We start from the raw sequence: 26,242 nt of genomic DNA, 5'->3' as shown, positions 1-26,242 counted from the left end.
GACCAGCATCATTGCTGGCCTTTCAGATTAAACGGGCGAACATAGGGCAACAGCTCGGTATCCAGTGTGACGCTGCGGCCACCTGTACCCACGCTGCCAAGTCCCTTCATTTCAAACTGCAGACCAATGACTTTTTCCGAAGTGGGTTTCAGGGTGACGTTGTCCGGCTGATTGTGCCACTCCAGGCTCATGTTGATGCTCCAGCAGCAGGAGTCGTATTTGACACCGATCTTGCGGTCAATGTTCACATCCTGTTTGATGTCACGGTAGTAACCGCCATACATCTGCCACTGGTCGGCGATCGGCGCCATCATCACCAGGCCCGCCTGGCTCAGATCTTCTGCCAGCGCCGTGTTGGTCGGATAGCGATAGTCCAGGTTGCCATCCTTGATGTAGCGGTAGTTGGCCTGAGTGGTCAGCTTGCCGGTCCGGTACTCGACCGCACCATTGCCAGCTGTAAATTCACCCTCTGAGGTATCGTATTGGGTCCCCGCGTGGGCAAACCACTCATCGGTGATCCGTGCATCCCCCTCAAACGAGAGCAGGGAGCGGGCGTTGGTGCTTTCCGGATTTGAAGGGTAGAGGCGCACCTTAGGTGGTGTCATTTCGAAGGCCTGGGCCACCGCCAGACGCAACCGTTCATCACCCACATTGTCATAGACCCGGCTGGTCAGGCCAACGGTGACCCGATTGGCATCGCTGATGCGGTCGAGACCGGCAAAGCGGCGATCACTGAACAGGCTGTAGTAATCCTGACGGGTGGTGGTGGAGTCGTAGATCCCGATATCGTCCTGATCCCGATAGGGGACGTAGAGATACTGGAACTCCGGCTCCAGTGTCTGGGTACCCTTGCCATCATACCAGTCAACCGGGCGATCGAAGTTAAGCCCCCCCTTAAGGCGGAAGGAGGGGAGGGTACGATTGACGGTGCCATCCTTCAGGGTGAGCAGGCCAGTGCTGGAGTCGGTAAAACGCGAGCGATCCGTGTAGACCAGATCCTTGGGTACCTCCTGGTTGTAGGAGGTAAACATCAGCTTGTACTGGCTGGTGAGGTAGTAGCCAGGGGCATCAATGAGAGGCACGGTCAGGGTCGGAGCCAGGTGCAGTCGGGTGGTGGTATAGCGCTCACCGGCCTGCTGGGCACTGGCGCTGCCGCTGTCATAACCAAATTTGGTCAGTTCGCTGTTCCAGGCCAGATCGAACCACTTGCCCTGCTGGTAGTAGTTGTAGTCGATACGCGGCAGCATCTCGTGAGGCAGCAGCGCGTAGGGGCTCAGGATCTGATAACGGCGCACTTCTGAGGTGAGGTTCCAGTTCTGCTGGTAATATCCGGCAGTAAAGGATTGCTGCAACTGACTGTCGACTTGGGTACCTACCGTTGGACTGAAGTCGTTGAAGTAGTTGTAATCCTTGTCGCGCACCTGGGTGTAGTCGATGCCCAGACGCAGGGAGCCGTCCATCAGGGTGGAACTGTGGCGGACGTTCATCAGGTAACGATGCCCATCGGAGAGGTACGGAGTCCCTGTCGAAGGGTTGGTAAAGCTCGGGTTGCCAGCATCATACTGCTTGTCATCCCTGAGGCTTTCAAAATAGAGGGTGCCGGTGTGGGCGGGGTCCGGCATGTAGCGGAACTCCACCTGCTCCATCAGGCCGCGTTTGTCCATAAAACGGGAGGTGATGGTGGCATCGTAGTTGGGAGCTATGTTCCAGTAGAAGGGCTGGGTGATATCCATGCCGTTGCTGGAGCTTTGCTTGTAACCCGGGTAGAGCAGACCGGTCTTCCGCTCATCCTTGATGGGGAAGTTGATATAGGGGAAGTAGAACACCGGGTAGTCATAGAGCCAGAGGCTGGCGTTCCAGGCTTCGCCAAACACCTCTTTCTGGTCGATGTCGATGCTGCCCGCCTTGAGGGTCCACACTTCCTGACCGGGGGGGCAGGTGGTGTACTGGGCCCCCTCCATGGTGATGTTCTGGTTGTTGTTGGTCATCACCACGCGCTTGGCAAAGCCGCGCACCGGTGAGCCATGCACCTGATACTTGCCCTCTTCCAGCTCGGAGTTCTTAGTATCCAGATTGGATTTGAGGGTCTTGTCGCTGGTGACGGTTACCTGACCGTCGTTGTAATAGATGTTGCCGATGGCGATGACATCCCGGCTCTTCTGATCGAGCTGGGCATAGTCGGAGTCAAACTTGCGAACACCCTGACGAACCTTGACGTCGCCTTCATAGACGGCGGTGCCGCCCTGTTTGGCCTCGAGACGGTCAGCATCAACCTCGACCGGCTGTGCGTTGGCATCCTGATCCGATGCAGGCTTCTCTATCTTGGGAACATAGTCATAGCAGAGACTATCTAGAATGCCGGTGGCTGGCGGCGCTTCGAACGGGGCCGCCTGCACCATCATAGGGGTGAGTGCGGGGGCCAGGCTGATAGTCAGGGCGATGGGATAGCGGTACCCCAGTGTCCATTTTGTCATGTGAAAGACTCGTGCAATCCGTGATAGATACGGTTGATCCAAGGCATGCATTTTACGACAGGTTTCATCGAGTTGACATTGCATGTCATTGCTTTATGTTAGCCGGCAATGATAAAGCATTATTGCGGCCAGGGCTAACAGCCAAGTGCTGCTTTCCACCTTGGTCCTCTACTTATGCACGATCGCGATTCCCTGCTATTGCAGTGGGCACGCCGTATTTCCGGTGATGCCACTCTCACGCTTACCCTCATTTCCGGTGATGCCAGCTTCCGCCGCTACTCTCGTGGTGGTGGTCTGGTGTGGGTGGATGCCAATCCGAAAACCGAAAAAAATCATGAATTTGTTCGTAATGCGGCCGCCTTGCAAGCGCGTCAGCTGTTGGCGCCAGAGGTCAAGGCGGTGGACTACGAACAGGGTCTGCTGGCGGTCAGTGATCTGGGTGATACCCAGCTGATCAGCTGCCTGAACGAGCACAACGTGCTGGCCTGGTATGGCAAGGCGATTGATTTGCTGCCCCGCCTGGGGGCGGTTGAACTGGCGCTTGAACCCTTCGATGCCGCTTTTATGGCGCGGGAGAACAGCATTTTTCCCGAGTGGCTGCTGGGCCACCATCTAAAACTGACCCTGAGCGACGAAGAGCAGCAACTGCTGGCCGAGACCTTTGCCTGTCTCACCGCCTGCAATCTGGCCCAGCCGCAGGGGGTGATGCATAGAGATTTTCACAGTCGCAACCTGATGGTGTGTGGCGGTGATACCCCCGAGAGCAGCCGGCTGGCCATCATCGATTTTCAGGATATGGTCATCGGGCCGCTCACTTATGATCTGGTCTCCCTGCTGAAAGATTGTTACGTGCGCTGGCCGGACGAGGTGATCGATGAAGGGATGCGCCACGGCTTTGCCACCCTGCAACAGGCGGGTCTGCTTGGCGAGCTCGATTATGCCAGTTTCCGTCGTGATGCCGACCTGACCGGCATGCAGCGCCACCTCAAAGCGGCCGGAATCTTTACCCGGCTCTATCATCGCGACGGCAAGTCCGGCTATCTCAAGGATATTCCCCGCACTCTTGGCTACGTGGTGGATGTCTGTCGCTCTCATGGTAGTGCCTATCCGGTACTGGCCCGTTTTGGTCAGTGGCTGGAGCAGGTGGTGTTGCCGGGGATCGCCAATGCAGGGGTAAAACCATGAAGGCGATGATCCTGGCCGCTGGCCGTGGCGAGCGGATGCGCCCGCTGACCGACCTGCTGCCCAAGCCACTGTTGGCGGTGGGGGGCAAGCCGCTCATCGTTCATCACATCGAAAAACTCAAAGCCGCTGGCGTGACCGAGCTGGTCATCAACCACGCCTGGCTCGGCCACAAGCTGGTCGAGAGCCTTGGTGATGGCCGTGCGCTTGGCGTGACCATCCAGTGGTCAGCCGAGGAGAGCGCGCTGGAGACCGCGGGCGGCATTGTGCAGGCGCTGCCGCTGCTGGGCTCTGAACCCTTTTTGGTGATCAACGGCGATACCTGGCTCGATCTCGATTATCACACTCTGGTCAGCCAGCCCCTTGGCGATGATCTGGCCCACCTCTGGCTGGTGCCCAACCCGCCCCAGCACCCGAGCGGGGACTTTGCCCTGCAAGAAGGGCGAGTCGTGGATACGCCAGCGTTTACCTTCAGCGGGGTCGGACTATATGATCCGGCAGCCTTTGCCGATCTCGCGGGCGGCGCCCGCAAACTGGCGCCCCTGCTCCGTGACTGGATGGCGCAAGGGCGGGTGGGCGGCAGCCTGCTCGCTGGCGAGTGGCGCGATATCGGCACGGTCGATCGACTGCGCGAGCTGGATGACCAGCTCCAGACCCGCACTCATTAACTTCAAGAGGTCTTGAACCATGCGTATTTGGGGTAAGGTGCTGGGCGCCTTCTTCGGTTTTCTGCTCGGTAATATCATCGGCGCCCTGATTGGCCTCTGGATCGGCCATCGTTTCGACCGTGGCATGGGGCTGCAGGGGGCGTTTCGTCGCGGTCCGAGTCAGGAGCAGCAAGCCGTCTTCTTCCACGCCACCTTCTCGGTGATGGGTCACATCGCCAAGTCAAGCGGTCAGGTGACCGAACAGGAGATCCGGGTTGCCTCCAACCTGATGGATCGTATGCGGCTGGCGGGCGAACAGCGTGCCCGAGCGCAGGAGTCGTTTCGTCTCGGTAAGGAGGCTGACTTCCCGCTGCGCGAGACCCTGGCCGAGTTCCGCCGTGCCAGTCTGGGGCAGCGCGACATTCTGCGCTTCTTCCTCGAGGTACAACTGCAGGCGGCCTTTGCCGACGGGCGGGTAGAGGAGGGCGAGCGCGCCATTCTGCACACCATTGCCGACGAGCTGGGCTTCAGCCGCATCGAGCTGGCCCGCATTCTGGCGATGGCCGAAGCGCAGATGAACTTCTTCAATCAGGCCCATGGCCAGTATCAGGGGGGCCATTCCGGTAGTCAGCAGTATCGGCAGGCGGCACCCTCTGCGGATCGCCTCAAGAATGCCTACCAGTTGCTGGGGGTGAGCGAGAGCGACAGCGATCAGGATATCAAGCGCGCCTACCGCAAGGAGATGAGCAAGCATCACCCGGACAAGCTGGCTGCCAAGGGGTTGCCGCCGGAGATGATGGAGATGGCCAAGGAGAAGACCCAGGAGATCCAGCAAGCCTGGGAGTGGATCCGCGAGGCCCGCGGTATCCGTTAAGCGCCAAAGTCAGGCTGGGACAGACAATAAAAAGCCCCGCAGCAGTGCGGGGCTTTTGTTTTGCCGTTGGGCTGTCTTACTTGGCCGGAATGGCTTCCAGTACGTGCACCAGCAGCTGCCAGAAACGCTCGACTGCCGGGATGTGTACCTTCTCGTCAGGGGAGTGGGCACCGCGGATGGTCGGGCCGAAGGAGACCATGTCCCACTCCGGATAGGCGCTCTTGAACAGACCGCACTCGAGACCGGCGTGGATCACCATCACGTTGGGCATGGTGCCGAACAGGGTCTGGTAGCTGTTGCGCACCAGCGCCATGACGGGGGAGTCCACGTTCGGCGCCCAACCCGGATAGGCACCGGTGAATTCGCAGCTGGCACCCGCCAGGGTGAACAGGGAGCGGGTCATCTGCTCGATGCTCTCGCGACCGGAGTCGATCAGGGAGCGGATCAGGCACTGGACATACACTTCGCCATCCTGAGTCTTGATGACCCCCAGGTTGGTGGAGGTTTCGGTTACGCCGGGCATGGCATCGCTCATGCGCATCACGCCGTTCGGGCAGGCCATCAGGGCATCCAGCAGGCGCTGCTGCAGGGAGACACTCATCAGCTTGGTCGGTTTGGCGGCGCTGTTGACCAGCAGAGCCAGGTTCGGCTCGGTGGCGGCCAGCTCGGTCTGGTAGATACCGGTATAGCGGTCAACCAGCGCCTTGAACTCGTTTACGCTGGCTGCGGGTACCAGCAGAGTGGCACGGGCTTCGCGTGGGATGGCGTTGCGCAGGGTGCCGCCGTGGATCTCGGCCAGACGGATACCGAGCGGCTCGGCAGCTTTGAGCAGGCGCACCAGCAGCTTGTTGGCGTTGCCACGACCGCGATGTATATCGCAACCGGAGTGACCGCCACGCAGCCCTTTGACGGCCAGCTCGAGGGCTTCGCCTTCCGCAGCATCAACCAGCTCGAGCGGGAAACGGATATTGGCATCCACCCCACCGGCGCAGCCCATATAGACCTCGCCATCCTCTTCGGAGTCGGTGTTGAGCAGGATCTCGCCCTCCAGCCAGCCCGCTTCCAGACCGAAGGCGCCGGTCATGCCGGTCTCTTCGTCAGTGGTCAGCAGCACTTCCAGCGGGCCGTGTTTGATGGTCTTGTCAGCCAGCACTGCCAGGCAACCGGCCATACCGATGCCGTTGTCGGCACCCAGCGTGGTGCCACGGGCAGTAACCCACTCGCCATCAACATAGGCATCGATGGGATCGGTCGCGAAGTCGTGTTTGGTGTCTGCGTTGGCCTGCGGCACCATGTCGATGTGGGCCTGAAGCACCACGCCCTTGCGGTTTTCCATCCCCGGGGTGGCCGGTTTCTTGATGATGATGTTGCCGACGTTATCCTGTTTGACCGCCAGACCTTCCTCTTGCGCCCATTGGACGATCCAGGCGCTCAGCTTGGCTTCATGCTTGGAAGGGTGGGGGATGGAGCAGATCTGTTCGAAGAAATGCCAAATCAGTTGGGGGGACAAGGAACTTAGTTGTGCCACGTCAGGACTCCTTACCAGCACGGAATGAAAGAGGCCCCGTCAGTGGGCCTGGAAAGTGGATAACGATAATACAGTCAATCACACAAAAATGTGAGCAATCAGCGCAAATCGCAGGCAGCTTGTGCTGGCTGATGGCAACCAGGCAGTACGATCGTCAGGTTCGGACGACGCTGACCGATAGAAAAGAAAATGTGTGACCGATCTCACAAAAATATTGAATTTAACGCACCGACTGGTAAATTAGCTCCCGTGGTTCGCCACCCGTCAGGATGACGATGAAAGCCTCCAGGGAACCGAAGCAAAGCAAGTGCGCCTCCATGGAACCGAGTGTTCGTTCAAGGATTTGAGCCCGCATAAAGGTACGTAACTTGTTAAGCAATCAGGAGTTTCAATATGCCAGGCAGCAACTCAACCTATTGGTTTGCCCCCTCTTTGTATACCCAGGGTTTCAGCTACCCTAACCCCTTCGTCACTCGTCGCTAAGACGAGCTGCCCAACCAGGCAGAGGCGAGAAAGCAGCAGGTGCGTGAGGTAAATCCTCCCCCTGCTATTTTTTTATCTGCGATTTGCCGTACAGCCCATTTGGACTCGGCAGCAGGGACGGCAGGTTAGTCGTTTGGCGCTCGAGATGTGCCGAATGGAGAGGGTGATGCCGATTTTTCCTGTTTTTGGCATACGTTTGCCAGGCATTTTCTCTGCAAACGGTGCTATCATATCGGCCCAACAGCCTGTCCGCGGTTTGGACACATCATCTAACCGATCGCCGGATAAGCCCATCTTGCTTCCATTGTTATCAGATTTGCTGCCGAGGCTTAGCCCTGAGGCAGCCGAAGTGCAATCTGAATTCAGTCGGGCAAGGGCCGCCATTTACTGGCATCCGCAGGGATAATTGCGGATGTTGTTATTTTAAGTGATTGTTTTTAAATAACTATTCGAGATCGATAACATGCCGAAAAAGTTCTATGTGTCGTGGGACAACCTGCAACGTGAAGCTCGCCGTCTGGCCCGTCGTCAGCTGCCTGTCAGCCAGTGGAAAGGTATCATCGCGGTCAGCCGTGGTGGTCTGGTGCCCGCAGCCCTGATGGCCCGTGAACTTGGCATTCGTAATGTGGAAACCCTCTGCATCTCCAGCTATGACCATGACAGCCAGCGCGAGCTGGTAGTCGTGAAGGCTGCCACCACCGCCGGTGACGGCGAAGGCTGGCTGGTGGTGGAAGATCTGGTGGACACCGGCACTACCGCCAAGGCGATCCGCGAGCTCTACCCTAAAGCCAAGTTCATCGCGATCTTTGCCAAGCCGATGGGCGAAGCGCTGCTGGACGATTTCGAAGTGGCGATCCCGCAGGATACCTGGATTGAACAGCCGTGGGATATGGCACTGGAGTTCGCCACACCGATCTGCGACGAAAAGTAACGGGATCGGGATGTGATGCTCGCTGCGTCCATTGGTTGCAACCGGCAATAATGGTTTCACAGGGCTCCAATTTGGAGCCCTGTTTTTTTGTGTATCAATCTGTTGCAGGGTGGCTGATGGGCAGTAAAAGTGGTTAAGATGAGCTATTGCCTGATATGAATGGGACACTATCTTGGACTTGAACGAAGACCTAAACCTGACCGAACAGCTCTTTACCCGCGTCAAGAAGGTATTGGAAACATCCGAGATCTCCAACTCCAGTGCGGCTGATCTGGCGCAAGCCGAGTCAGACGAGATGTTTATCGACGGCTCCATGTCAAAGAGCTGGTATCGCTTGCTGCGTCGCCCCTCCTGGACCTGGCAGGGTGCTGATCCCATCGAAGTGGAGCAGACCCTGGCCCGTATCGCCATGGCGCCCGGCGAGCGTACCCATGACTGCTATCTCGATACCATCAAGGGCTATGTGCCCGGCAACTGGATCTACGAGTGGAGCCAGGTGGCTGGCAACTATTTCAAGCAGGGCCGCGAACTGCGCGAGAAGGGTGATCCTTCTGGCGCCTTGAAACAGCTGCTCAAGGCGGTGCGCTACTACTCCATCGCCAGCTATCCCCATCTCAAGGATGACGAGCTGGCGGATCAGGCCCAGCTGCTCGGCAACATGGCCTATCGCGAGGCGGGTCGCCTGTTCAAGGTGCCGCTCAAAGAGATCCAGGTGCCTTTTCGCGGCAAGCATATTCAGGGTTATCTCCACCTGCCGACGACCGAAAAACCGGTGCCGCTGGTGATCATCAGCGGCGGGATCGACTCCCTGCAGCTCGATTTCCTCAACTTCTATCTCAAACGGCTCGAGCCCAACGGTATCGGCATGCTCTCCCTCGATATGCCCGGGGTCGGCTATGCCGAGCATTGGCCGCTGGTGCAGGATACCAGCCGCCTTCATCAGGCGGTGCTCCATTACCTTTCCGAAGTGGCCTGGGTCGACCATCAGCGTATCGCCATGGTGGGGATGCGTCTGGCGGGCAATATCGCAGCCAGACTGGCCTTTATCGAACCGTTCAAGCTGCGGACCGTGGTCTGTGTCGGCGCCGGGGTCAATCAGGTGTTTACCAATCAGGAGCTGTTTGCCAAGTGCCCGCGCATGATGCGGGATAGTCTGGCCAACCGGTTGGGGGCTGATGCGGCGCAGTGGGACGGCATGCGTACCAAGTGCCAGGTATTTTCACTTAAAACACAAGGATTACTGGGGACTCGCACCTCAGTGCCGATATTGAGTATTGGACACAAGCGAGATTTTATTTGTCCCGAGCAGGATGTACGGGCATTGGCGGCGGCCAGTCGTAACGGCAAGGCCATCGTATTCGACAAACAGCCTTTGCTGGAGGTGTATGACAAGGCGCTGGACGAAATCGTCGAGTGGCTGAAACAGCATTTGTGTACCTGACATTGCGCTAAAGAACTGACACCATCCCGAGGTGGTGCGGCTTGTTTAACAGGGAGGTTAACATGTCTGAAAGAGTGACCTACAAGCGACTGCTAAGGCAGTTTGCTGCCATTGGCCCCTATTTACGCGAAGATCTCTGCGAAGAGGGGCGTTATCGTTTCGACTGCCTGTCGGTCTGTGTCAGCGCCAAGCCGGCGCCGGACAAGCGGGAGTTCTGGGGCTGGTGGCTGGTGCTGGAGCAGGACGATCACCATTTCCGTTACCACTATCAGCTCGGTTTCTACAATGCTGATGGTGAGTGGCTGGACAAGCCGATCCCCAAGAAGCACCAGGTAGAAGTGGAACGGACCCTCAACCGTTTCTACAAGCTCATCAGCGACAAACTGACGGCACTGGAGTGCCAGTTAGCGCCAGCGGATCAGGTCACCAATGAGTTGACCGTGACCGCGGCTTGATCCCTGATGCCCGGCGAGCAGCATCCCGCTGTTTGCCGGGCCATCAGTCAGCCATCTCCCCTTCCGACCGCAATCATCCGGGCCTTTGCTTCATCTCCTCACCCCCGGCGTTAATTGCCTTGCAGGGCACCATGGCCGTGGGTATAAAGATATTCCTTACTTTTTAGCCTTTATGCTCCCATGGAAAACAGAACCATAGTCGTCAAGTTGGGCACCAGCGTGCTCACAGGGGGGTCTTCCCAGCTCAATCGTGCCCATATGGTCGAGCTGGTCAGACAGTGTGCGGCCTTGCACCGTCACGGCCATCGGGTCGTGGTCGTCACATCAGGGGCTATCGCCGCCGGGCGTGAACATCTGGGTCACCCGCCACTGGCGCCAACCCTGCCCAACAAGCAGATGCTGGCGGCGGTTGGTCAGACCCAGCTGATTCGGGTATGGCAGGATCTGTTCAACCTCTACGGTCTGCATATCGGCCAGATGCTGCTGACCCGCGCCGATCTTGAAGATCGGGAGCGCTACCTCAATGCCCGCGACACCATGCGCACCCTGCTCGACCACCGCATTATTCCGGTCATCAACGAAAACGATGCGGTGGCGACCGCCGAGATCAAGGTCGGCGACAACGACAACCTCTCCGCACGGGCCGCCATTCTGGCGGATGCGGATCTGCTGATCCTGCTGACTGACCAGAAGGGGCTCTTTACCGCCGATCCGCGCACCAATCCCGACGCCCAGCTTATTGAAGAGGTGCAGACCATCGACGATACCCTGCGCTCGCTGGCGGGTGACAGTGTCAGCGGCCTTGGCACCGGCGGCATGGCTACCAAGCTGCAGGCCGCCGATGTGGCCCGTCGAGCTGGTGTCAACGTGGTGATCGCGACCGGCCAGATGCCGGAGGTGATTGGCCGTCTTGCCAAGGGCGAGCGGATTGGCACCCTGTTCCCGGCGCTGGCGTCCCCGCTGGAAGGGCGTAAGAGCTGGATCCTGGCAGGCCCGCCCCCTCACGGCGAAGTCCATGTGGATCAGGGGGCTGTCGCCGCCATGAAGGAGAAAGGCTCCAGCCTGCTGCCCAAGGGGATCGTCGCGGTCAAGGGCGACTTTATTCGAGGCGATGTGGTGCGCATTCTTGATCCCAAAGGCGCCGAGCTGGCGCGCGGTATCTGCCGTTACGACCATCTGGAGCTGGAGAAGCTGCGCGGCGTCCACTCGGATCAGATTGAGCAGGTACTGGGCTATGGATATGGTTCAGTAGCCATCCATCGAGACGACATGGTGCTGCTCTAATCAGGGCGGCACGGCATGAACAAAGGGAACCGAGATGAGTCTGGAGAAAATGGGGCAGGCGGCCCGTGAAGCCGCCTATCAGCTGGCTACCATCAGCACGGCGCAGAAGAATCGGGCGCTGGCCGCCATCGCTGATGAGCTGGAGGCGCGAAGCGAACAGATCCTCGCGGCCAACGACAAGGATATCGCGGCAGGGCGTGAGGCTGGCTTGTCAGAAGCCATGCTGGATCGCCTGCTGCTCAATCCGGCGCGGCTGGCCGGGATTGTGGCGGATGTGCGCAAGGTGATCACGCTGGACGATCCGGTCGGCGCCGAAATGGATAGCCGGGTGCTGGAAAATGGCCTGCGGCTCTCTCGTCGTCGGGTGCCCATCGGGGTTATCGGCGTCATCTACGAGGCGCGCCCCAACGTCACCATCGATATCGCCAGCCTCTGCCTCAAGACTGGCAACGCCAGCATATTGCGTGGTGGGCGCGAGACCTTCCACTCCAATCTGGAGCTGGTGCGGGTGATCCAGCATGCCTTGGCGGCCTCCGGCCTGCCCGAGGCAGCAGTACAGTACATCGACAACCCGGATCGTGCGCTGGTCGGCGAGTTGCTGCGTCTCGACCGCTACGTGGACATGATCATTCCCCGCGGCGGTGCCGGCCTGCACAAGATGTGCAAGGAGAACAGCTCCATCCCGGTCATCATCGGCGGGTTCGGTATCAGCCATATTTTCGTCGACGAGAGTGCCGATCTGGTGCGCTCTCTGGCGGTCATCGACAACGCCAAGGTGCAACGCCCCTCCGCCTGCAATGCCCTCGATACTCTGCTGGTACACGAGAAAGTCGCTTCGGCTTTCCTGCCGCAGCTGGTGACGCTGATGAACGAGCGCAAGGTGACGCTGGTGGCCGCGCCCAACGCCATGACGCAGTTGGCGGGTGCCGATAACCTGTGCGAGGCGGGGCCGGAGGATTTCGATACCGAGTGGCTCGGGCTGACCCTGGGGGTCAAGTTGGTGGCGGATGTGAACGAGGCGCTGGCCCATATGCGCGAACACAACGCCGGCCACTCCGATGCCATCCTGACCAACGATCTGGCCAACGCCGAGCGTTTCGTCAACGGGGCCGGTTCGGCGGCTGTCTATGTCAACGCCTCCACCCGTTTCACCGATGGTGGCCAGTTTGGTCTGGGCGCTGAAGTGGCGGTGTCGACCCAGATGCTGCACGCCCGTGGCCCCATGGGGCTGACCGAGCTTACCAGCTACAAGTGGGTGGGACAGGCCGATTACCTCAGCCGTGCCTGATAACCTGTTGTCTCAGATACAAAAATGCCGACTCTTGGGTCGGCATTTTATTTGGTGGATATCGCGAAGATATCAGGCGATCGGGTTATTCCCCGTGATAGAGCGCCTTGTCACCGTGCTTGAGCACATAACCTTTCCAGATAAAGAGGGTGTAGCCGCTACCCTGCCACGACCAGTTGCCCTCCGCACCTTGACGGGTCAGTGCAAGCAGCTCGCCGCTTGGCAGATGCAGTTCGGCCTGCGTCTGGTCGGTGTTGAACAGCACGAAGGCGCTGCTGGTCTGGCTGGCATCGGTTGGATTGAGCCGGATACCCTCTTCAAACAGGCGCACACATTTGCCTGTGAGCGCTGACCACTGATAGCCCGCACTGCCGATACAGCCGTGGCTGTCACGATCGCCGCCCACCAGATGTTGTTCCGGTGTACTGCATGCCGCCAGCAGCAGAGAGGCGGCCATCAGAGTCAAGGTGCGCATGGTTACTCCTGCAGATCTCGTTCGATGACGATGTTGGAGAATCCCAACTCTTTGAAGTAGTTCTCCTGGTAATCCTTCACGCTTTTCTTGTCACGGCGACAAACCTGAGCCAGCTGGACCTCCATGGCGTGAAAACTGGTGAGATCCAGCCCTTCGGCTGCCGCGATGGCGTCGTAGATGCTGCGGAACTTGTCGTTCGCGTAGCCGATCTCTTTGGCCTGTTTTTTATAGGTGTACGTAATCTTAAAGGCCATCTTGCCCTTCCTTCTTCGATTTGGCTTGCTTGCGCTGAACGTAGAGGTAGAGGCTTTCGACCTTCTCCCGAGCCCAGGGGGTCTTGCGCAAGAACTTCAGGCTGGACTTGATGCTGGGATTATCGGTGAAGCAGCGGATATTGATCTGCTGCCCCAGCTCTTCCCAGCCGTAGTATTCGACCAGCGCGGTGACGATGGCTTCCAGCGTCAGCCCGTGCAGCGGGTTGTTCTTCTGCGAGGCGTTCGGTTGCTCGCTCATGCCTGCTCCGCCAGCTTGGCAAAGGGCTGACCCATACGGGTGGTGACGCCATTGGCCAGATGGGGCTCGAAACCGGCCAGCATGCCCGGGCCAAACAGGCAGACCACGGTACTGCCCAGCTTGAACAGGCCCATCTCGGCGCCTTTCTGCAGGGTAATGGCTTCGTCGCCGGTGTAGTCCCAGCGTACCACCTTCTTCTCTTTGGTCGGCGCTATGTTGCCGGCCCAGATGGTCTCGATGCTGGCCACGATAGTGGCACCGACCAGCACCAGCGCCATGGGGCCGTGCGGGGTGCGGAAGGTGGCGACCACCCGCTCGTTGCGGGCAAACAGGTTGGGCACGTTCTCGGCGGTGAGCGGGTTGACGGAGAAGAGATCCCCCGGCACGAACACCATGCTCTCCAGCACGCCGTCCAGCGGCATGTGGATGCGGTGGTAATCCTTGGGCGCCAGATAGATGGTGGCGAAGTCGCCATCCTTGAACGGCGCAACCAGATCCTCATAGCCGCCCAGCAGCTCGCGGGCGCTGTAGTCGTGGCCCTTGGCCTGAATGATGCGACCCTGCTGGATCGGGCCGAGCTGGCTGACGGTGCCATCCACCGGCAGGGCCAGAGTCATGGCATCTTCTACCACGGGGCGGATACCGGGCTTGAGCTCGCGGGTGAAGAACTCGTTGAAGCTCTTGTAGTGGGCCGGGCTCTCGTGCAGCGCCTCGCTCATGTCGACCTGGTACTGCTTGATAAAAGCCTCGATCACCTTGGTGGTGATGTTGCCCGCTTCGGCGGCGGCAAACTTGCCGATCAGACGGGAGAGGGCGTGCTTGGGCAGACAGTATTGACCGGCAATTTTCAGGTTGTCAGTAATGCTCATGTTCATCATCAACGTAGGTTAAACAGGGTCACAGGCGCGCCTGTTGGCGACCGTGACGGGCTTCCTGCATGGTTTCCAGGATGCGGTGATAGTTGTGGAAGCGATCGGCGCTGATGGCGCCCGCGTCGACCGCGGCGCGCAGGGCACAGCCGGGATCGTCCTTGTGGGTACAGTCGCGAAACTTGCAGCCACCCAGATAGTCGCGGAATTCGACGAAGCACCAAGTGATACGGTCGGCTTCCAGATGCCAGAGGGCGAACTCGCGGATCCCGGGGGAGTCGATGAGATCGCCACCGCTCGGGAAGTGGTAGAGTCGCGCCGTGGTGGTGGTGTGCTGGCCGAGCCCCGAGTTTTCGGAGATCTCGCCGGTCAATACATCCAGCCCCGGCATCAGGGCGTTGGTGAGCGACGACTTGCCCACCCCGGACTGGCCAACGAAGATGCTGATCTTGTCGGTCAGAGCGGCTTTCAGCTCATCGAGCCCTTCACCGCTCTCGCAGCTCACCAGCAGCACCTCGTAATTGAGTTTGCGGTAGGTTTCGAGCTGGCGTTCGATGCGCGCGCGGGCCACATCATCCAGCATATCGACCTTGTTCAGCACGATGAGGGGGCGGATCTCCACATCCTCGGCGGCCACCAGATAGCGGTCGACGATGTTGGTGGAGAACTCGGGCATCACCGCCGAGACGATGATGATCTGGTCGATGTTGGCTGCGATGGGTTTGACCCCGTCGTAGAAGTCCGGCCGGGTCAGTACCGAGTGGCGCGGATGCACCGCCTCGATGACGCCCGCTGCCGCGGCATTGAGGCCGGGACGCCACACCACCTTGTCGCCGCACACCAGACTGCTGATGCTGCTGCGCCGCAGGTTGCTGCGGTGGATGGTGCCATCGACCGCTTCCACGTCTGCGTGCTGACCAAAACGACTGATCACCACCCCTTCGATGGCGGGGCCAAACAGGGTGTCATCCACCACTGTGGTGTGATCTTTTTGCAGCCGCCGTTCGCGGTTGGCCTGGACGCGCCTTTGTTGACCCAGATTGAGTTTTGCTTTCTTTGCCACTCGATTCGCCAGTTTATGAACAGATCCAAAGCCAGTATGATACATGCAAATTGGCAAAATTCCGCCATTCCTCCCAATAGAGAGAGCAATCATGACAGTCAGCGCGCAGAACCTGGTATGGATCGACATGGAGATGACGGGTCTCGACCCCGAAGAGAACGTGGTACTGGAGATTGCTACCATAGTCACCGACAAGGATCTGAACGTACTGGCCGAAGGGCCGGTCATCGCCATTCATCAGAGTGATGAAGAGCTGGCCAAGATGGACGAGTGGAACGTCAACACCCATACCAAGAGCGGTCTGGTGGCCCGGGTCAAGGCGAGTCAGCACGACGAGGCGAAAGCCATTGCCGAGACCCTCGCGTTCATTCGCCAGTGGGTGCCGGAGCGCACCAGCCCGCTGTGCGGCAACAGCATCGGTCAGGATCGCCGCTTCATGGTCAAGCACATGGCCGAGCTGGAAGCCTTCTTCCACTACCGCAATGTCGACGTCAGCACCATCAAGGAGCTGGTACGCCGCTGGCAGCCGGAACTGCTGGATCAGTTCAAGAAGAGCGGCACCCACCAGGCGCTGGACGATATCCGCGAATCCATCGCCGAGCTGCAGTTCTATCGCAGCCACGTCTTCAAGATCTGATTCCCCGGCAAGGGGTTGTCATGCGCTGGCTGCTAAAATCGACAGTTCGGCCAGCTTTTGAGCGAACGCGCGCAACCAGACAAAAAAGCCCTTGCAATTGGAATGACTGCTCTTATAATTCGGCTCCCGTACAGTAGCGCAAGCAACCAAATGCTGTACGGCCTGTTTTAAGGTAGTTGCGGGAATAGCTCAGTTGGTAGAGCACGACCTTGCCAAGGTCGGGGTCGCGAGTTCGAGTCTCGTTTCCCGCTCCAAAAATCTGATGATGACACTGGTGCAAACCAGCCCGATGCGGGAATAGCTCAGTTGGTAGAGCACGACCTTGCCAAGGTCGGGGTCGCGAGTTCGAGTCTCGTTTCCCGCTCCAATCATCAGCCAGCCTCAAGACAACCAAATTGTTGCGGGAATAGCTCAGTTGGTAGAGCACGACCTTGCCAAGGTCGGGGTCGCGAGTTCGAGTCTCGTTTCCCGCTCCAAAAAATTTGTAAGTGATATTCCGATGCGGGAATAGCTCAGTTGGTAGAGCACGACCTTGCCAAGGTCGGGGTCGCGAGTTCGAGTCTCGTTTCCCGCTCCAATCACTTGCAGATGACATTCTGTTGCGGGAATAGCTCAGTTGGTAGAGCACGACCTTGCCAAGGTCGGGGTCGCGAGTTCGAGTCTCGTTTCCCGCTCCAAACATTTGTAAGTGACATTCCGTTGCGGGAATAGCTCAGTTGGTAGAGCACGACCTTGCCAAGGTCGGGGTCGCGAGTTCGAGTCTCGTTTCCCGCTCCAATCACTTGTAAATGACATTCTGTTGCGGGAATAGCTCAGTTGGTAGAGCACGACCTTGCCAAGGTCGGGGTCGCGAGTTCGAGTCTCGTTTCCCGCTCCAATCTCTCTTCGAAGTTTTCATAATCCCTTTGAATTGCCCTTCACATCGCGCTGCGATGCTTTGTCGTATCTGGCGTTTACTCAGCGCGTCTCTACCACCTCCTGCCAACAGGAAGGGGATGTGGGCTCATGGTGCGGATTGTACGAGGCAAGCGGTTGTGACAGGTGGTGGGAGGCGAGAATTGCGGGCAAAAAAGAGGAGGGGCCTTGGCTCCTCCTGCATGATTCACTGGCGCGGGCTTAGACCAGAGTAACGTTTTCAGCCTGAGGGCCTTTCTTGCCCTGGGTCACAGTGAACTGGACTTTTTGACCTTCAGCCAGGGTTTTGAAACCGGTGCTCTGGATGGAGGAGAAGTGAACGAATACGTCCGGACCCTGGGATTGTTCAATAAAGCCAAAACCCTTGGTTTCGTTGAACCATTTTACCTGGCCGGTGCGAATGTCAGACATGTGCTAAATCCTATCAATAACAAAATGAAACTAAGCCCGTGCTGGGCTGCATTTGCCTTGCAAGCAGGGGTTGGCTCATGACTGACCACGTCTCTTTGTCCCAGTAGCACGTAGAACAATCCCTGTCTAAAGCACAAACGATTGTACGTTAGCGCCGATCCTTGTCAATTTGACCCCTTTCGTTTTTTGAACAAGCTAAAAATATTGTGAAGTCAGTAGCTTATTTGAAGATATTTGACTGAAAAAAACGGGAAGCCAGCGCCTCCCGTGTTGTTATTCCTTGAGGGCGAAGCCTTCGCCTTGCCGGTCGTAGCGGTAGACTGCCTGACCGTAGGAGCGGATCTCCACCCGCTGGATGCGGCGGGTGTCGTCCACCAGGATGAAGATAGAGCGGCCCGATTGCAGGCGGGTCAGGGGGCGATCCGGCCCCTCGATGGCGATCAGGCGGCTCAGCTCGGCACCCGGCAACTCGAATTTACGCCAGATGGAGTAGAGGGTCTCACCCGCCTGCACATCGTGTTGCAGCCAGGTGCCGTTAACCTTCTCTTCGACCGGCTTGGCTGCCGCGGGCGCACTGCCTGCCGCGCCATTACCGACAGTTAGAGCTTGAGCAGGCACGGCCAGCGGCACTTCCAGAGAGCCGGAAGGGGCGGCTTTGGGGGCGGATGGTGCCGGCTCCCAGGCCAGCACCAGCAGCCAGAGCGGGATCAGGATCAGCAGACCTATGGTGTTTTTGCGGGGCAGCGGGCTGGACAGCTTGAATTTGCCTGCTTTGGCATCCTGGCGACGTTGGCCGAGGTTGCTCATCCCTTGGCCAAAACGTTGGCGCAGGGACAGGGTCGCGGCATTGATGCGATGGAGCAGGGATCCTTGTGATTCGTCTTGGCGACGCTGCTGGGCTCGTCTGTTATGGCCTCGTGGGCGACGGTCCGGGGTGGGCACGGCATTTACCTCTCACTACATTGCCTGCCATCAGGCAAATTCGTCGCCTATGGTAAACGGACTCGCCCCCGAGGGGGAGAGTCCTGATGCGGAAAATTATCAGCTGAGACGAAATTGACCCAATAATTGCTGCAATTTGTCGGCCGCTTGACGCAATGCCTGACTGGCTTTGGCCGTTTCGGTCGCATCCTGAGCAATGTCGTTGGCCAGTGCGTTGGTTTTTGACAGGTTGCCGGAGACGGTTTCTGAGACCGAGCTCTGCTCTTCGGCGGCGGAGGCGATCTGATAGGTCATGTCGTTGATGGTGGAGATGGCCTGGTAGATGCTGCCGAGCGCCTCTTCCGCCAGATCCGCCTCGCCCACCGCCTGATGGGTCAGCTGCTGGCTCTGGGTGATGGCGTTGACTGCATTGGTGGAGCTGAGGCGGATCTTCTCTATCAACTCCTGGGTGTTCTGTACCGCCTGCTGGGTATTGCCCGCCAGTTTACGCACCTCGTCGGCCACCACCGCAAAGCCGCGGCCTTGTTCGCCAGCCCGGGCAGCCTCGATGGCGGCGTTGAGGGCCAGCAGGTTGGTCTGGTCGGCAATCCCCTGAATGACGGTGAGGATGCTGGTGATCTGGGCGCTGTCGTGAGCCAGCCCTTCCACCACTTCGGCCCCTTTACCGGCTTCTGCCGCGACCTTGTGCATCGACTGGATCACCTGCTGGAAGCGCTCCTTGCCCTGATCGGCAGCGCTTTGCGCCTGTTTGGCCGAGTCGGCTGTGTTGTTGGCGTGGGTGGCGACCTCCTGACTGACGTAGGACATCTCCTGTACCGCGGTCAGCATCTGCTCCATCTCGGCCTGATGGTGCTGCAGATTGTTGTCGGTCTGACCGGCAATGCGATCGGTGTCACCGGCATAACGGTTCACCTCGCTAGCAGTCTTGAGCACATCCCCGAGCAGCCCTTGCAGCTTGTCGATAAAGCGGTTGATCCCCTTGGCGAGCTCCCCCAGCTCATCCACCGAGCGGGTTGTGAGACGTTTGGTGAGATCCCCTTCACCATCGGCGATGTCATCCACCAAGCTGACCATCTGACGGATGGGACCAGTGATGCTGCGGGCAATCACCAGCATGGTGGCCAGCGCCAGCACCAGCACTATAAAGGCGCCCACCAATTGCTGGGTCATGGCTGCCTGGTTCATGTCGCTCAGCTGTTTTTCCAGTTGATCGGCGCCCGCCAGTACCACCTTGTAGGGCAGGGTGACGATGATGGCCCAGTTGCGGCTCATTCCCGGCACCATGATGGGGACGGAAATACGGAATGACTCGTCCAGCTCCTGACGCTGAACTTCCGGTTTCAGGTACTGCTGCCACTGGTTGCCCAGCACCTTACTTGCGCTGCTACCGAGCAGGCTGGCATCGCCGCTGGTGCCGGTGATGACACCGGCGGCGCTGACGATCAGGGTCTCCCCCTGGCCATCATAGATGTTGCTGTTGAGGCTCTTGGCCTGACGGCTGATGGAGTCCACCGCCAGATCGAGCGCGGCAATCCCCTTGAACTGACCATCCACCATGATGGGGGTGGTGATCGTGCTCACCAGCACCTGCTGACCGTTGATATCCACCTTGAAGGGATCGATGAGGCAAGATCGTCCTTCCCGCTTCGGGCAGGCGTAGTAGTCGTTGGCGGGATTGCCGAATTCGTCCGGGTCGGTTTTTTCGATGGAGAGCAGCAGATCGGTACCGATTTGATCCTTGTCGCGATAGAAGTAGGGCACGAAGCGCCCCTTGTCATCACTGCCCAGCGCACTCTGGCCAGCAAAGCTGGCATCCTGCCCGTCGAAACCGTTGGGCTCGAAGCCGGCGAAGGCGCCATAAAGCTGGGGCTCCAGCGCCAGTTGTGCCTTGAGCAGGTCGGTGGCCTGTTGGCGATCCAGCGGCAGTTTGCCCTGTTGTTGCAGGGCGAGGGCGCTGGCCATCTGCTGGGTGTAGGAGAGCCCTTTTTGCAGCAGTTGGGTGATGGTGGCCGCCTCGGCGCGGGCATTGGCGCTGACCTTCTGCCATGCCTCCTGCTGCAGCGCTTCACGGCTGGAGCTGATGGTGAGTTGTTGGGTTTGTTTGCCGGAGTATTGGTTGAGCAGGATCAGGATGACCAGGGCTGCGGTCATGGCGATCCCGGCCATCACTAGAATGCGATTCTGGATAGAACGGAACTGCATCGTCTCTTCCTTGTTCGTGAGAAGTGTGGTGAGCGTTATTTGGGTATCGACCGGAGGAGGCAGCTCTCCAGCATTGTGCATAGCAAATCGGAAACGGGGCTTCGGTTTTGCGATCCTCTTCAAATATCGGGCTACAGATGCAAATGGCGACAGATTTAATCCCCTACTTTAGCCCGCAATGGCGTCATGGTTTTCCCATCCGTGATTGTCGGTGCTAAAATGCGACGGTTTTTTCTAACGAATTGGCCCAAGGCCCTCTACACAAGGCTTAAAGATGAAAGTCAAAACCCGTTTTGCTCCCAGCCCGACCGGCTTTTTGCATGTCGGCGGTGCCCGTACCGCACTCTATTCCTGGTTGTTTGCAAAGAACCAGGGCGGTGAGTTCGTGCTGCGTATTGAGGATACCGACCTGGAACGTTCCACTCAGGAGGCGATCGACGCCATCATTGAGGGCATGGAATGGCTGGAGCTGAACTGGGATGAGGGCCCCTACTACCAGACCAAGCGCTTCGATCGCTACAACGGTCTGATCGACGAGATGCTGGCTGATGGCCGCGCCTACAAGTGCTTCTGCTCCAAAGAGCGTCTGGAAGCACTGCGCGAAGGCCAGATGGCCAACGGCGAGAAGCCCCGTTACGACGGCAAGTGCCGCGACCACGCCCACGATCACCCGGCCTATGCGCCGCACGTCATCCGCTTCCGCAACCCGACCGAAGGTTCCGTGGTGTTCGATGACCATGTCCGTGGCCGCATCGAGTTCGCCAACACCGAGCTGGACGATCTGATTATCCGCCGTACCGACGGCGCGCCGACCTACAACTTCTGTGTTGTTGTCGATGACTGGGATATGGAGATCACCCACGTGGTGCGTGGCGAAGACCACATCAACAACACCCCGCGCCAGATCAACATCTACAAGGCGCTGAACGCGCCGGTGCCGGAGTTTGCCCACGTCTCCATGATCCTGGGTGACGACGGCGCCAAGCTCTCCAAGCGCCACGGTGCCGTTTCTGTGATGCAGTACCGCGACGACGGCTATCTGCCGGAAGCGCTGCTGAACTATCTGGTACGTCTGGGCTGGTCCCACGGCGATCAGGAGATCTTCACCCTGGACGAGATGATCAGCTGTTCAGCCTGGATGCCATCTCCAAGTCCGCCTCTGCCTTCAACACCGACAAGCTGCTGTGGCTGAACAACCACTACATGCGCAGCCTGGATCCGACCTATGTGGCCAAGCATCTGGCATGGCACATGGAAAACCAGAAGATCGACACCAGCAATGGCCCGGCGCTGGCCGACGTGGTCACCCTGCTGGCCGAGCGCTGCAACACCCTGGTCGAGATGGCCGCCCAGAGCCGCTATCTGTTCGAAGATTTTGAGGCGATCGACGAAGCGGCAGCCAAGAAGCACCTGCGTGGCGTTGCTGCCGAGCCGCTGGCTCTGGCCAAGACCAAGCTGGCTGCACTGGATAGCTGGACCACCGAAGCGCTGCACGAGCTGATAGAAGCGACCGCCGCCGAGCTGGGTCAGGGCATGGGCAAGGTTGGTATGCCGCTGCGTGTGGCCGTCACCGGTCTGGGTCAGTCCCCTGCCATCGACGCCGTAATGGCGCTGGTGGGTAAGGAGCGTGTTCTGGCGCGTATCGACCGCGCACTGGCTTACATCGAAGCCCGCATGGCTGCCGAGTAAGCTCTGCCGATGTGGCAGACGAGGGGATTACCCCGCTCTGCCACATACTGAATAGCAAAAATCCGAAACCACTGGTTTCGGATTTTTTTATGGCCAGCGCACAGGTCGAAAATACTTTGGATAAAAAAATGCCAGTCAGCTGACTGGCATTTTTATTGGGACATAGTGCCGCTTAGTGGCTGTCGACCCAGACGAACTTCAGGACGAACAGCAGGGCCACCACCAGCACGCAGGGGTTGATCTCGCGCCAGCGGCCGGTGCCTGCCTTCATCACGCAGTAGGAGATAAAGCCGACGGCGATCCCCTCGGTGATGGAGAAGCTGAACGGCATCATCACCGCAGTCATGAAGGCCGGTACCGCTTCGGTCAGATCTTCCCACTTCACCCGGGTCAGCTCGGAGCACATCAGCACGCCCACATAGATAAGGGCGCCAGCGGCGGCATAGGCCGGCACCATGGCGGCGACCGGAGAGAAGAAGATAGCCAGCAGGAACAGGATGCCGACCACGATGGCAGTCAGACCGGTACGGCCGCCGACGGCAACGCCGGAGCTGCTCTCGATAAAGGCGGTGACCGAGGAGGTGCCCATGAAAGCGCCGCCGACGGAGCTGACGCTATCCACCATCAGCGCCTGTTTCATGCGCGGGAAGTGGCCCTTGTCATCGGCCAGCTTGGCGCGGTTGGTGACACCGATCAGGGTGCCGGAAGAGTCGAACAGGTTGACCAGCATAAAGGAGAAGATGATCCCGGCGAGGCTGATATCGAGCGATCCCATCAGATCCAGCTGGCCGAACACCGGTTCGATGCTGGGGGGCATGGAGACAAAGCCCTTGAAGGTGACATCGCCAAACAGCCAGCCCAGACCCGTGGTGACCACGATGGCGATCAGCACGGCGGAGTGGACGCCGCGGGCGGAGAAAATGCAGATCAGGAAGAAACCGAGCAGACCCAGCAGGCAGGGCAGGGAGGTGAGGTTGCCCACGGTCACCATAGTCGCGGGGCTGGCCACCACGATCCCGGCGTTGTGCAGGCCGAGCAGGGCGATCAGCAAGCCGATACCGGCGGTGATGCCGACCCGCAGGGTGAGCGGGATGTTGCCGATCAGCCAGTAGCGCACCCGCAGCAGGGTGAGGATCAACAGACCCATGGCACCCCAGAAGATGGTGCCCATGCCCACTTGCCAGGAGTAACCCATGCCGGCGACGACCACGAAGGCGAAGAAGGCGTTGAGGCCCATGGCGGGAGCCAGGGCGATCGGCAGGTTGGCCAACAGGCCCATCAGGATGCTGCCGATACCGGCGATGAGGCAGGTGGTGACGAACACGGCCTGGGTGTCCATGCCCGCCGCAGAGAGGATCTGCGGGTTGACGAACACGATGTAGACCATGGTCAGGAAGGTGGTGATACCGGCGATCACTTCGGTGCGGGCGGTAGTGCCATGGCCTTGCAGGGCAAACAGGCGCTCAAGCAATCCTTGCCCGGCGGCCTGATTGGCAGCTTGGTGTTGTTGATTCATGTTGGATTCCAATAGGTGACGTGAAATAAGCAGCAGGGGAACGGGCTATCCCATCCATGCGGGGTAAATTGCCCTTTTTCTGGCGGTTAAGTAACCAGACTCGTCCTGATACCGTGACAGCGCGCACATTTTTACACAGGCGGCGCCGTTTACAAACCCCGGATCTGCGAAGCAGATCAATGAATAGAGTAAAAATTCAAACGTTTGCTTTTTGAGCGTGAAAAAAGGTTCTCAGCAGAGAACCTTTTATCGAAAATTGGGGCTTAAAGGGTCTTGAAGTAGCGCTCGACCAACTGGGCCAGCACCGAGTCGAGCCGGTCTTGAACCTCACCCAGTTCACGGCCGAAGCGGCGCAGAAAGAGGCTTGCCTGCTCTTCGGTCAGCTTGCGCCCCTCGATAAAGAACTCCTGCTCAGGCAGTTGCTTGTCGTAGCGGGGGAGCAGCACCCAGCTCACCAGCTCGGGCTCCACGGCGGCAAAAATCTTGGCGGCAGCTGCACAGAAGGTCTCTATGTGCTCCTTGCCATCCGGCCCGAGGCAACCCGGTTCAACCCGGATCTGGATGGTGAGTTTTTTCTCTATGGGGGTCGTCATCGTGCTACATCCATGCAAAGGCATCCGTCTAGGATTGTAAGTCAAAAGGCAAGAGAAAGGGGAGCCGAAGCTCCCCTCAACACGCAGTCAGCCTTATTTGGCGATGCGCTTGTACTTGGCGCGATGGGGCTGGATCGCCTCGGCGCCGTAGGTCTTCTTCTTCCACTCTTCGTATTCGGTAAAGTTACCTTCGAAGAACTCGATCTTGCCCTCATCCTGATAGTCCAGGATGTGAGTGGCGATACGGTCGAGGAACCAGCGGTCGTGGGAGATGACCATGGCACAACCCGGGAACTCCAGCAGGGCGTTCTCGAGGGCGCGCAGGGTTTCGATATCCAGATCGTTGGTCGGTTCATCCAGCAGCAGCACGTTGCCGCCGGTCTGCAGCAGCTTGGCCAGGTGCAGACGACCGCGCTCACCACCGGAGAGTTCGCCAACCCGCTTCTGCTGGTCGGAACCCTTGAAGTTGAAGCGGCCGATATAGGCGCGGCTCGGGAACTCGTAGTTGCCGATGCGCAGGATATCCTGACCGTCTGCGACCTCTTCGAAGACCGTCTTCTTGTCATCCATGCTGTCGCGGAACTGATCGACGGAGGCCAGCATCACGGTTTCACCTAGCGTGATGGCCCCGGAATCCGGCTGCTCCTGACCCGACATCATGCGGAACAGGGTCGACTTACCGGCACCGTTCGGGCCGATGATGCCGACGATGGCACCCTTCGGAATGGCAAACGACAGATCGTCGATCAGTACACGATCACCGTAGGATTTGCGCAGGTTGGCCACTTCCACCACCTTGTCGCCGAGGCGCGGTCCGGGCGGAAGAACAGCTCGTTGGTCTCGTTGCGCTTCTGGTAGTCGTTGGTGTTGAGCTCTTCGAAGCGAGCCATACGGGCCTTGGACTTGGCCTGACGGCCTTTCGGGTTTTGACGAACCCACTCCAGCTCTTTCTCGATGGACTTGCGACGGGCCGCTTCGGAACTGGCTTCCTGCGCCAGACGGGCGTCCTTCTGCTCCAGCCAGGAGGAGTAGTTGCCTTCCCACGGGATACCTTCGCCGCGGTCCAGCTCCAGGATCCAGCCTGCCACGTTGTCGAGGAAGTAACGGTCGTGGGTGATCGCCACTACAGTGCCTTCGTAGTCGTGCAGGAAGCGCTCCAGCCAGGCCACGGATTCCGCATCCAGGTGGTTGGTCGGTTCGTCCAGCAGCAGCATGTCCGGCTTTTCCAGCAGCAGACGGCAGAGCGCCACACGGCGGCGCTCACCACCGGAGAGGTGCTTGATCTTGGCATCCCAGGCCGGCAGGCGCAGGGCATCGGCCGCGCGCTCCAGCTGGTTTTCCATGTTGTGGCCACCCTGGGCCTGGATGATGGCTTCCAGCTCGCCCTGTTCGCGGGCCAGCTTGTCAAAGTCGGCATCCGGGTCGGCGTAGGCCGCATAGACCTCGTCCAGACGAGCCATGGCGCGCTTCACCTCGCCAACGGCCTCTTCGACCGCTTCGCGTACGGTCTGCTCCGGCTCCAGCTTCGGCTCCTGCGGCAGGTAGCCGATCTTGATGCCGGGCTGCGGACGGGCTTCCCCTTCGATCTCGGTGTCGATGCCCGCCATGATGCGCAGCAGGGTCGATTTACCGGCGCCGTTCAGACCCAACACGCCGATCTTGGCGCCCGGGAAGAAGCTCAAGGAGATGTTCTTGAGAATATGACGCTTGGGCGGCACTACCTTGCCGACCCGGTTCATGGTGTAAATAAATTGAGCCATTGGCTAATTCTCTTCCTTTTCAGCAGGTTAATGTCTTGGCATTAACAGACTGATGTCGTGGTGGGGCCAG

General features: G+C 59.0%; 21 protein-coding genes, 7 tRNA genes and 2 pseudogenes. 17 read left to right on the top strand and 13 right to left on the bottom strand.

Going from position 1 to position 26,242, the window contains the following annotated elements; all coding sequences use genetic code 11:
• Positions 1-8: 8 nt before the first annotated feature.
• On the bottom strand, positions 9-2,474 hold the full coding sequence (lptD, locus tag ACTG2O_RS21405) for an LPS assembly protein LptD (RefSeq protein ID WP_439976610.1): 2,466 nt from the start codon (positions 2,472-2,474) through the stop codon (positions 9-11).
• Positions 2,475-2,648: 174 nt separating this feature from the next.
• Here lptD and ACTG2O_RS21400 point away from each other — a divergent pair, with 174 nt between their 5' ends.
• From ACTG2O_RS21400 to djlA, 3 genes are read left to right on the top strand one after another with little or no spacing between them, the layout of a single operon-like run.
• The gene (locus ACTG2O_RS21400; protein ID WP_439976609.1) at positions 2,649-3,659 is read left to right on the top strand and encodes an aminoglycoside phosphotransferase family protein; all 1,011 of its coding nucleotides are present in this window, start codon (positions 2,649-2,651) and stop codon (positions 3,657-3,659) included.
• Positions 3,656-4,324, top strand: a complete 669-nt coding sequence (murU, locus tag ACTG2O_RS21395; RefSeq protein WP_439976608.1) for an N-acetylmuramate alpha-1-phosphate uridylyltransferase MurU — start codon at positions 3,656-3,658, stop codon at positions 4,322-4,324. The genes ACTG2O_RS21400 and murU overlap by 4 nt, the downstream gene beginning before the upstream one ends.
• A 19-nt stretch (positions 4,325-4,343) precedes the next feature.
• Positions 4,344-5,177 (top strand): co-chaperone DjlA, encoded by an 834-nt coding sequence (gene djlA, locus ACTG2O_RS21390; RefSeq protein WP_019444903.1) that lies wholly within the window; start codon positions 4,344-4,346, stop codon positions 5,175-5,177.
• A 76-nt stretch (positions 5,178-5,253) separates the two neighbouring features.
• On the opposite strand, the gene ACTG2O_RS21385 is transcribed toward djlA, so the two are convergent.
• On the bottom strand, positions 5,254-6,705 hold the full coding sequence (locus tag ACTG2O_RS21385) for an aminoacyl-histidine dipeptidase (RefSeq protein WP_019444904.1): 1,452 nt from the start codon (positions 6,703-6,705) through the stop codon (positions 5,254-5,256).
• A 946-nt stretch (positions 6,706-7,651) separates the two neighbouring features.
• On the opposite strand from ACTG2O_RS21385, the gene gpt reads away from it, so the two are divergent.
• From gpt to ACTG2O_RS21360, 5 genes are all read left to right on the top strand, one after another.
• On the top strand, positions 7,652-8,119 hold the full coding sequence (gene gpt, locus ACTG2O_RS21380) for a xanthine phosphoribosyltransferase (protein WP_005339007.1): 468 nt from the start codon (positions 7,652-7,654) through the stop codon (positions 8,117-8,119).
• A 172-nt stretch (positions 8,120-8,291) separates the two neighbouring features.
• A complete protein-coding gene (gene frsA, locus ACTG2O_RS21375; protein ID WP_019444906.1) occupies positions 8,292-9,560 on the top strand; it encodes an esterase FrsA in 1,269 nt (422 codons plus the stop codon).
• Between the two features lie 62 nt (positions 9,561-9,622).
• Entirely contained in the window at positions 9,623-10,015 is a 393-nt protein-coding gene (gene crl, locus ACTG2O_RS21370) for a sigma factor-binding protein Crl (RefSeq protein ID WP_005339003.1), read from the top strand.
• Positions 10,016-10,195: 180 nt separating this feature from the next.
• Complete coding sequence (gene proB / locus ACTG2O_RS21365; RefSeq protein WP_005358365.1) at positions 10,196-11,299, top strand: glutamate 5-kinase; 1,104 nt, start codon at positions 10,196-10,198, stop codon at positions 11,297-11,299.
• Positions 11,300-11,333: 34 nt separating this feature from the next.
• Entirely contained in the window at positions 11,334-12,587 is a 1,254-nt protein-coding gene (locus ACTG2O_RS21360) for a glutamate-5-semialdehyde dehydrogenase (RefSeq protein WP_439976607.1), read from the top strand.
• Between the two features lie 85 nt (positions 12,588-12,672).
• Here ACTG2O_RS21360 and ACTG2O_RS21355 read toward each other — a convergent pair whose 3' ends face one another.
• The 5 genes from ACTG2O_RS21355 to rsgA are packed head-to-tail and all read right to left on the bottom strand — an operon-like array spanning position 12,673 to position 15,507.
• The gene (locus ACTG2O_RS21355) at positions 12,673-13,062 is read right to left on the bottom strand and encodes a hypothetical protein (protein ID WP_019444909.1); all 390 of its coding nucleotides are present in this window, start codon (positions 13,060-13,062) and stop codon (positions 12,673-12,675) included.
• 2 nt (positions 13,063-13,064) lie between these two features.
• A complete protein-coding gene (locus tag ACTG2O_RS21350; protein ID WP_439976606.1) occupies positions 13,065-13,316 on the bottom strand; it encodes a DUF2960 domain-containing protein in 252 nt (83 codons plus the stop codon).
• A complete protein-coding gene (locus tag ACTG2O_RS21345) occupies positions 13,306-13,575 on the bottom strand; it encodes a VF530 family DNA-binding protein (protein WP_005338981.1) in 270 nt (89 codons plus the stop codon). Before ACTG2O_RS21345 ends, ACTG2O_RS21350 begins: the two co-directional genes overlap by 11 nt.
• On the bottom strand, positions 13,572-14,444 hold the full coding sequence (gene asd, locus ACTG2O_RS21340; RefSeq protein ID WP_026034874.1) for an archaetidylserine decarboxylase: 873 nt from the start codon (positions 14,442-14,444) through the stop codon (positions 13,572-13,574). Before asd ends, ACTG2O_RS21345 begins: the two co-directional genes overlap by 4 nt.
• A 28-nt stretch (positions 14,445-14,472) precedes the next feature.
• The gene (gene rsgA / locus ACTG2O_RS21335; protein ID WP_439976605.1) at positions 14,473-15,507 is read right to left on the bottom strand and encodes a small ribosomal subunit biogenesis GTPase RsgA; all 1,035 of its coding nucleotides are present in this window, start codon (positions 15,505-15,507) and stop codon (positions 14,473-14,475) included.
• 91 nt (positions 15,508-15,598) lie between these two features.
• Here rsgA and orn point away from each other — a divergent pair, with 91 nt between their 5' ends.
• From orn to ACTG2O_RS21295, 8 genes are all read left to right on the top strand, one after another.
• On the top strand, positions 15,599-16,144 hold the full coding sequence (orn, locus tag ACTG2O_RS21330) for an oligoribonuclease (RefSeq protein ID WP_005349380.1): 546 nt from the start codon (positions 15,599-15,601) through the stop codon (positions 16,142-16,144).
• 178 nt (positions 16,145-16,322) lie between these two features.
• Positions 16,323-16,398: transfer RNA gene (locus ACTG2O_RS21325), tRNA-Gly, on the top strand.
• 37 nt (positions 16,399-16,435) lie between these two features.
• Positions 16,436-16,511: transfer RNA gene (locus ACTG2O_RS21320), tRNA-Gly, on the top strand.
• A gap of 33 nt (positions 16,512-16,544) precedes the next feature.
• Positions 16,545-16,620: transfer RNA gene (locus tag ACTG2O_RS21315), tRNA-Gly, on the top strand.
• Between the two features lie 25 nt (positions 16,621-16,645).
• Positions 16,646-16,721: transfer RNA gene (locus ACTG2O_RS21310), tRNA-Gly, on the top strand.
• A 24-nt stretch (positions 16,722-16,745) separates the two neighbouring features.
• A tRNA-Gly gene (locus ACTG2O_RS21305) sits at positions 16,746-16,821 on the top strand.
• A 24-nt stretch (positions 16,822-16,845) separates the two neighbouring features.
• A tRNA-Gly gene (locus ACTG2O_RS21300) sits at positions 16,846-16,921 on the top strand.
• A 24-nt stretch (positions 16,922-16,945) separates the two neighbouring features.
• Positions 16,946-17,021 (top strand) — tRNA-Gly (locus tag ACTG2O_RS21295).
• Positions 17,022-17,260: 239 nt separating this feature from the next.
• Here ACTG2O_RS21295 and ACTG2O_RS21290 read toward each other — a convergent pair.
• The 3 genes from ACTG2O_RS21290 to ACTG2O_RS21280 all read right to left on the bottom strand — a co-directional run bounded on the left by ACTG2O_RS21290 (position 17,261) and on the right by ACTG2O_RS21280 (position 20,614).
• Complete coding sequence (locus tag ACTG2O_RS21290) at positions 17,261-17,470, bottom strand: cold-shock protein (RefSeq protein ID WP_005338972.1); 210 nt, start codon at positions 17,468-17,470, stop codon at positions 17,261-17,263.
• A gap of 273 nt (positions 17,471-17,743) precedes the next feature.
• Positions 17,744-18,412 (bottom strand): LysM-like peptidoglycan-binding domain-containing protein, encoded by a 669-nt coding sequence (locus ACTG2O_RS21285; RefSeq protein WP_103250429.1) that lies wholly within the window; start codon positions 18,410-18,412, stop codon positions 17,744-17,746.
• 99 nt (positions 18,413-18,511) lie between these two features.
• The gene (locus ACTG2O_RS21280) at positions 18,512-20,614 is read right to left on the bottom strand and encodes a methyl-accepting chemotaxis protein (protein ID WP_236284833.1); all 2,103 of its coding nucleotides are present in this window, start codon (positions 20,612-20,614) and stop codon (positions 18,512-18,514) included.
• Positions 20,615-20,888: 274 nt separating this feature from the next.
• Between ACTG2O_RS21280 and gltX the strand changes: the two are divergent.
• Positions 20,889-22,303, top strand: a pseudogene (gltX, locus tag ACTG2O_RS21275) (glutamate--tRNA ligase).
• Positions 22,304-22,475: 172 nt separating this feature from the next.
• Here the strand turns inward: gltX and ACTG2O_RS21270 are convergent.
• From ACTG2O_RS21270 to ettA, 3 genes and pseudogenes are all read right to left on the bottom strand, one after another.
• On the bottom strand, positions 22,476-23,819 hold the full coding sequence (locus ACTG2O_RS21270; protein ID WP_111901623.1) for an NCS2 family permease: 1,344 nt from the start codon (positions 23,817-23,819) through the stop codon (positions 22,476-22,478).
• Between the two features lie 263 nt (positions 23,820-24,082).
• Complete coding sequence (locus ACTG2O_RS21265; RefSeq protein WP_021230418.1) at positions 24,083-24,412, bottom strand: hypothetical protein; 330 nt, start codon at positions 24,410-24,412, stop codon at positions 24,083-24,085.
• Positions 24,413-24,505: 93 nt separating this feature from the next.
• Positions 24,506-26,172, bottom strand: a pseudogene (gene ettA, locus ACTG2O_RS21260) (energy-dependent translational throttle protein EttA).
• Between the last annotated feature and the right edge of the window lie 70 nt (positions 26,173-26,242).

It is taken from the genome of Aeromonas sp. 61P (genome assembly GCF_051919545.1).
GTDB classification, from domain to species: domain Bacteria; phylum Pseudomonadota; class Gammaproteobacteria; order Enterobacterales; family Aeromonadaceae; genus Aeromonas; species Aeromonas veronii.
The sequence above is the reverse complement of the archived record's forward strand: the minus strand, read 5'-3'. Positions and strand labels throughout refer to the sequence as shown.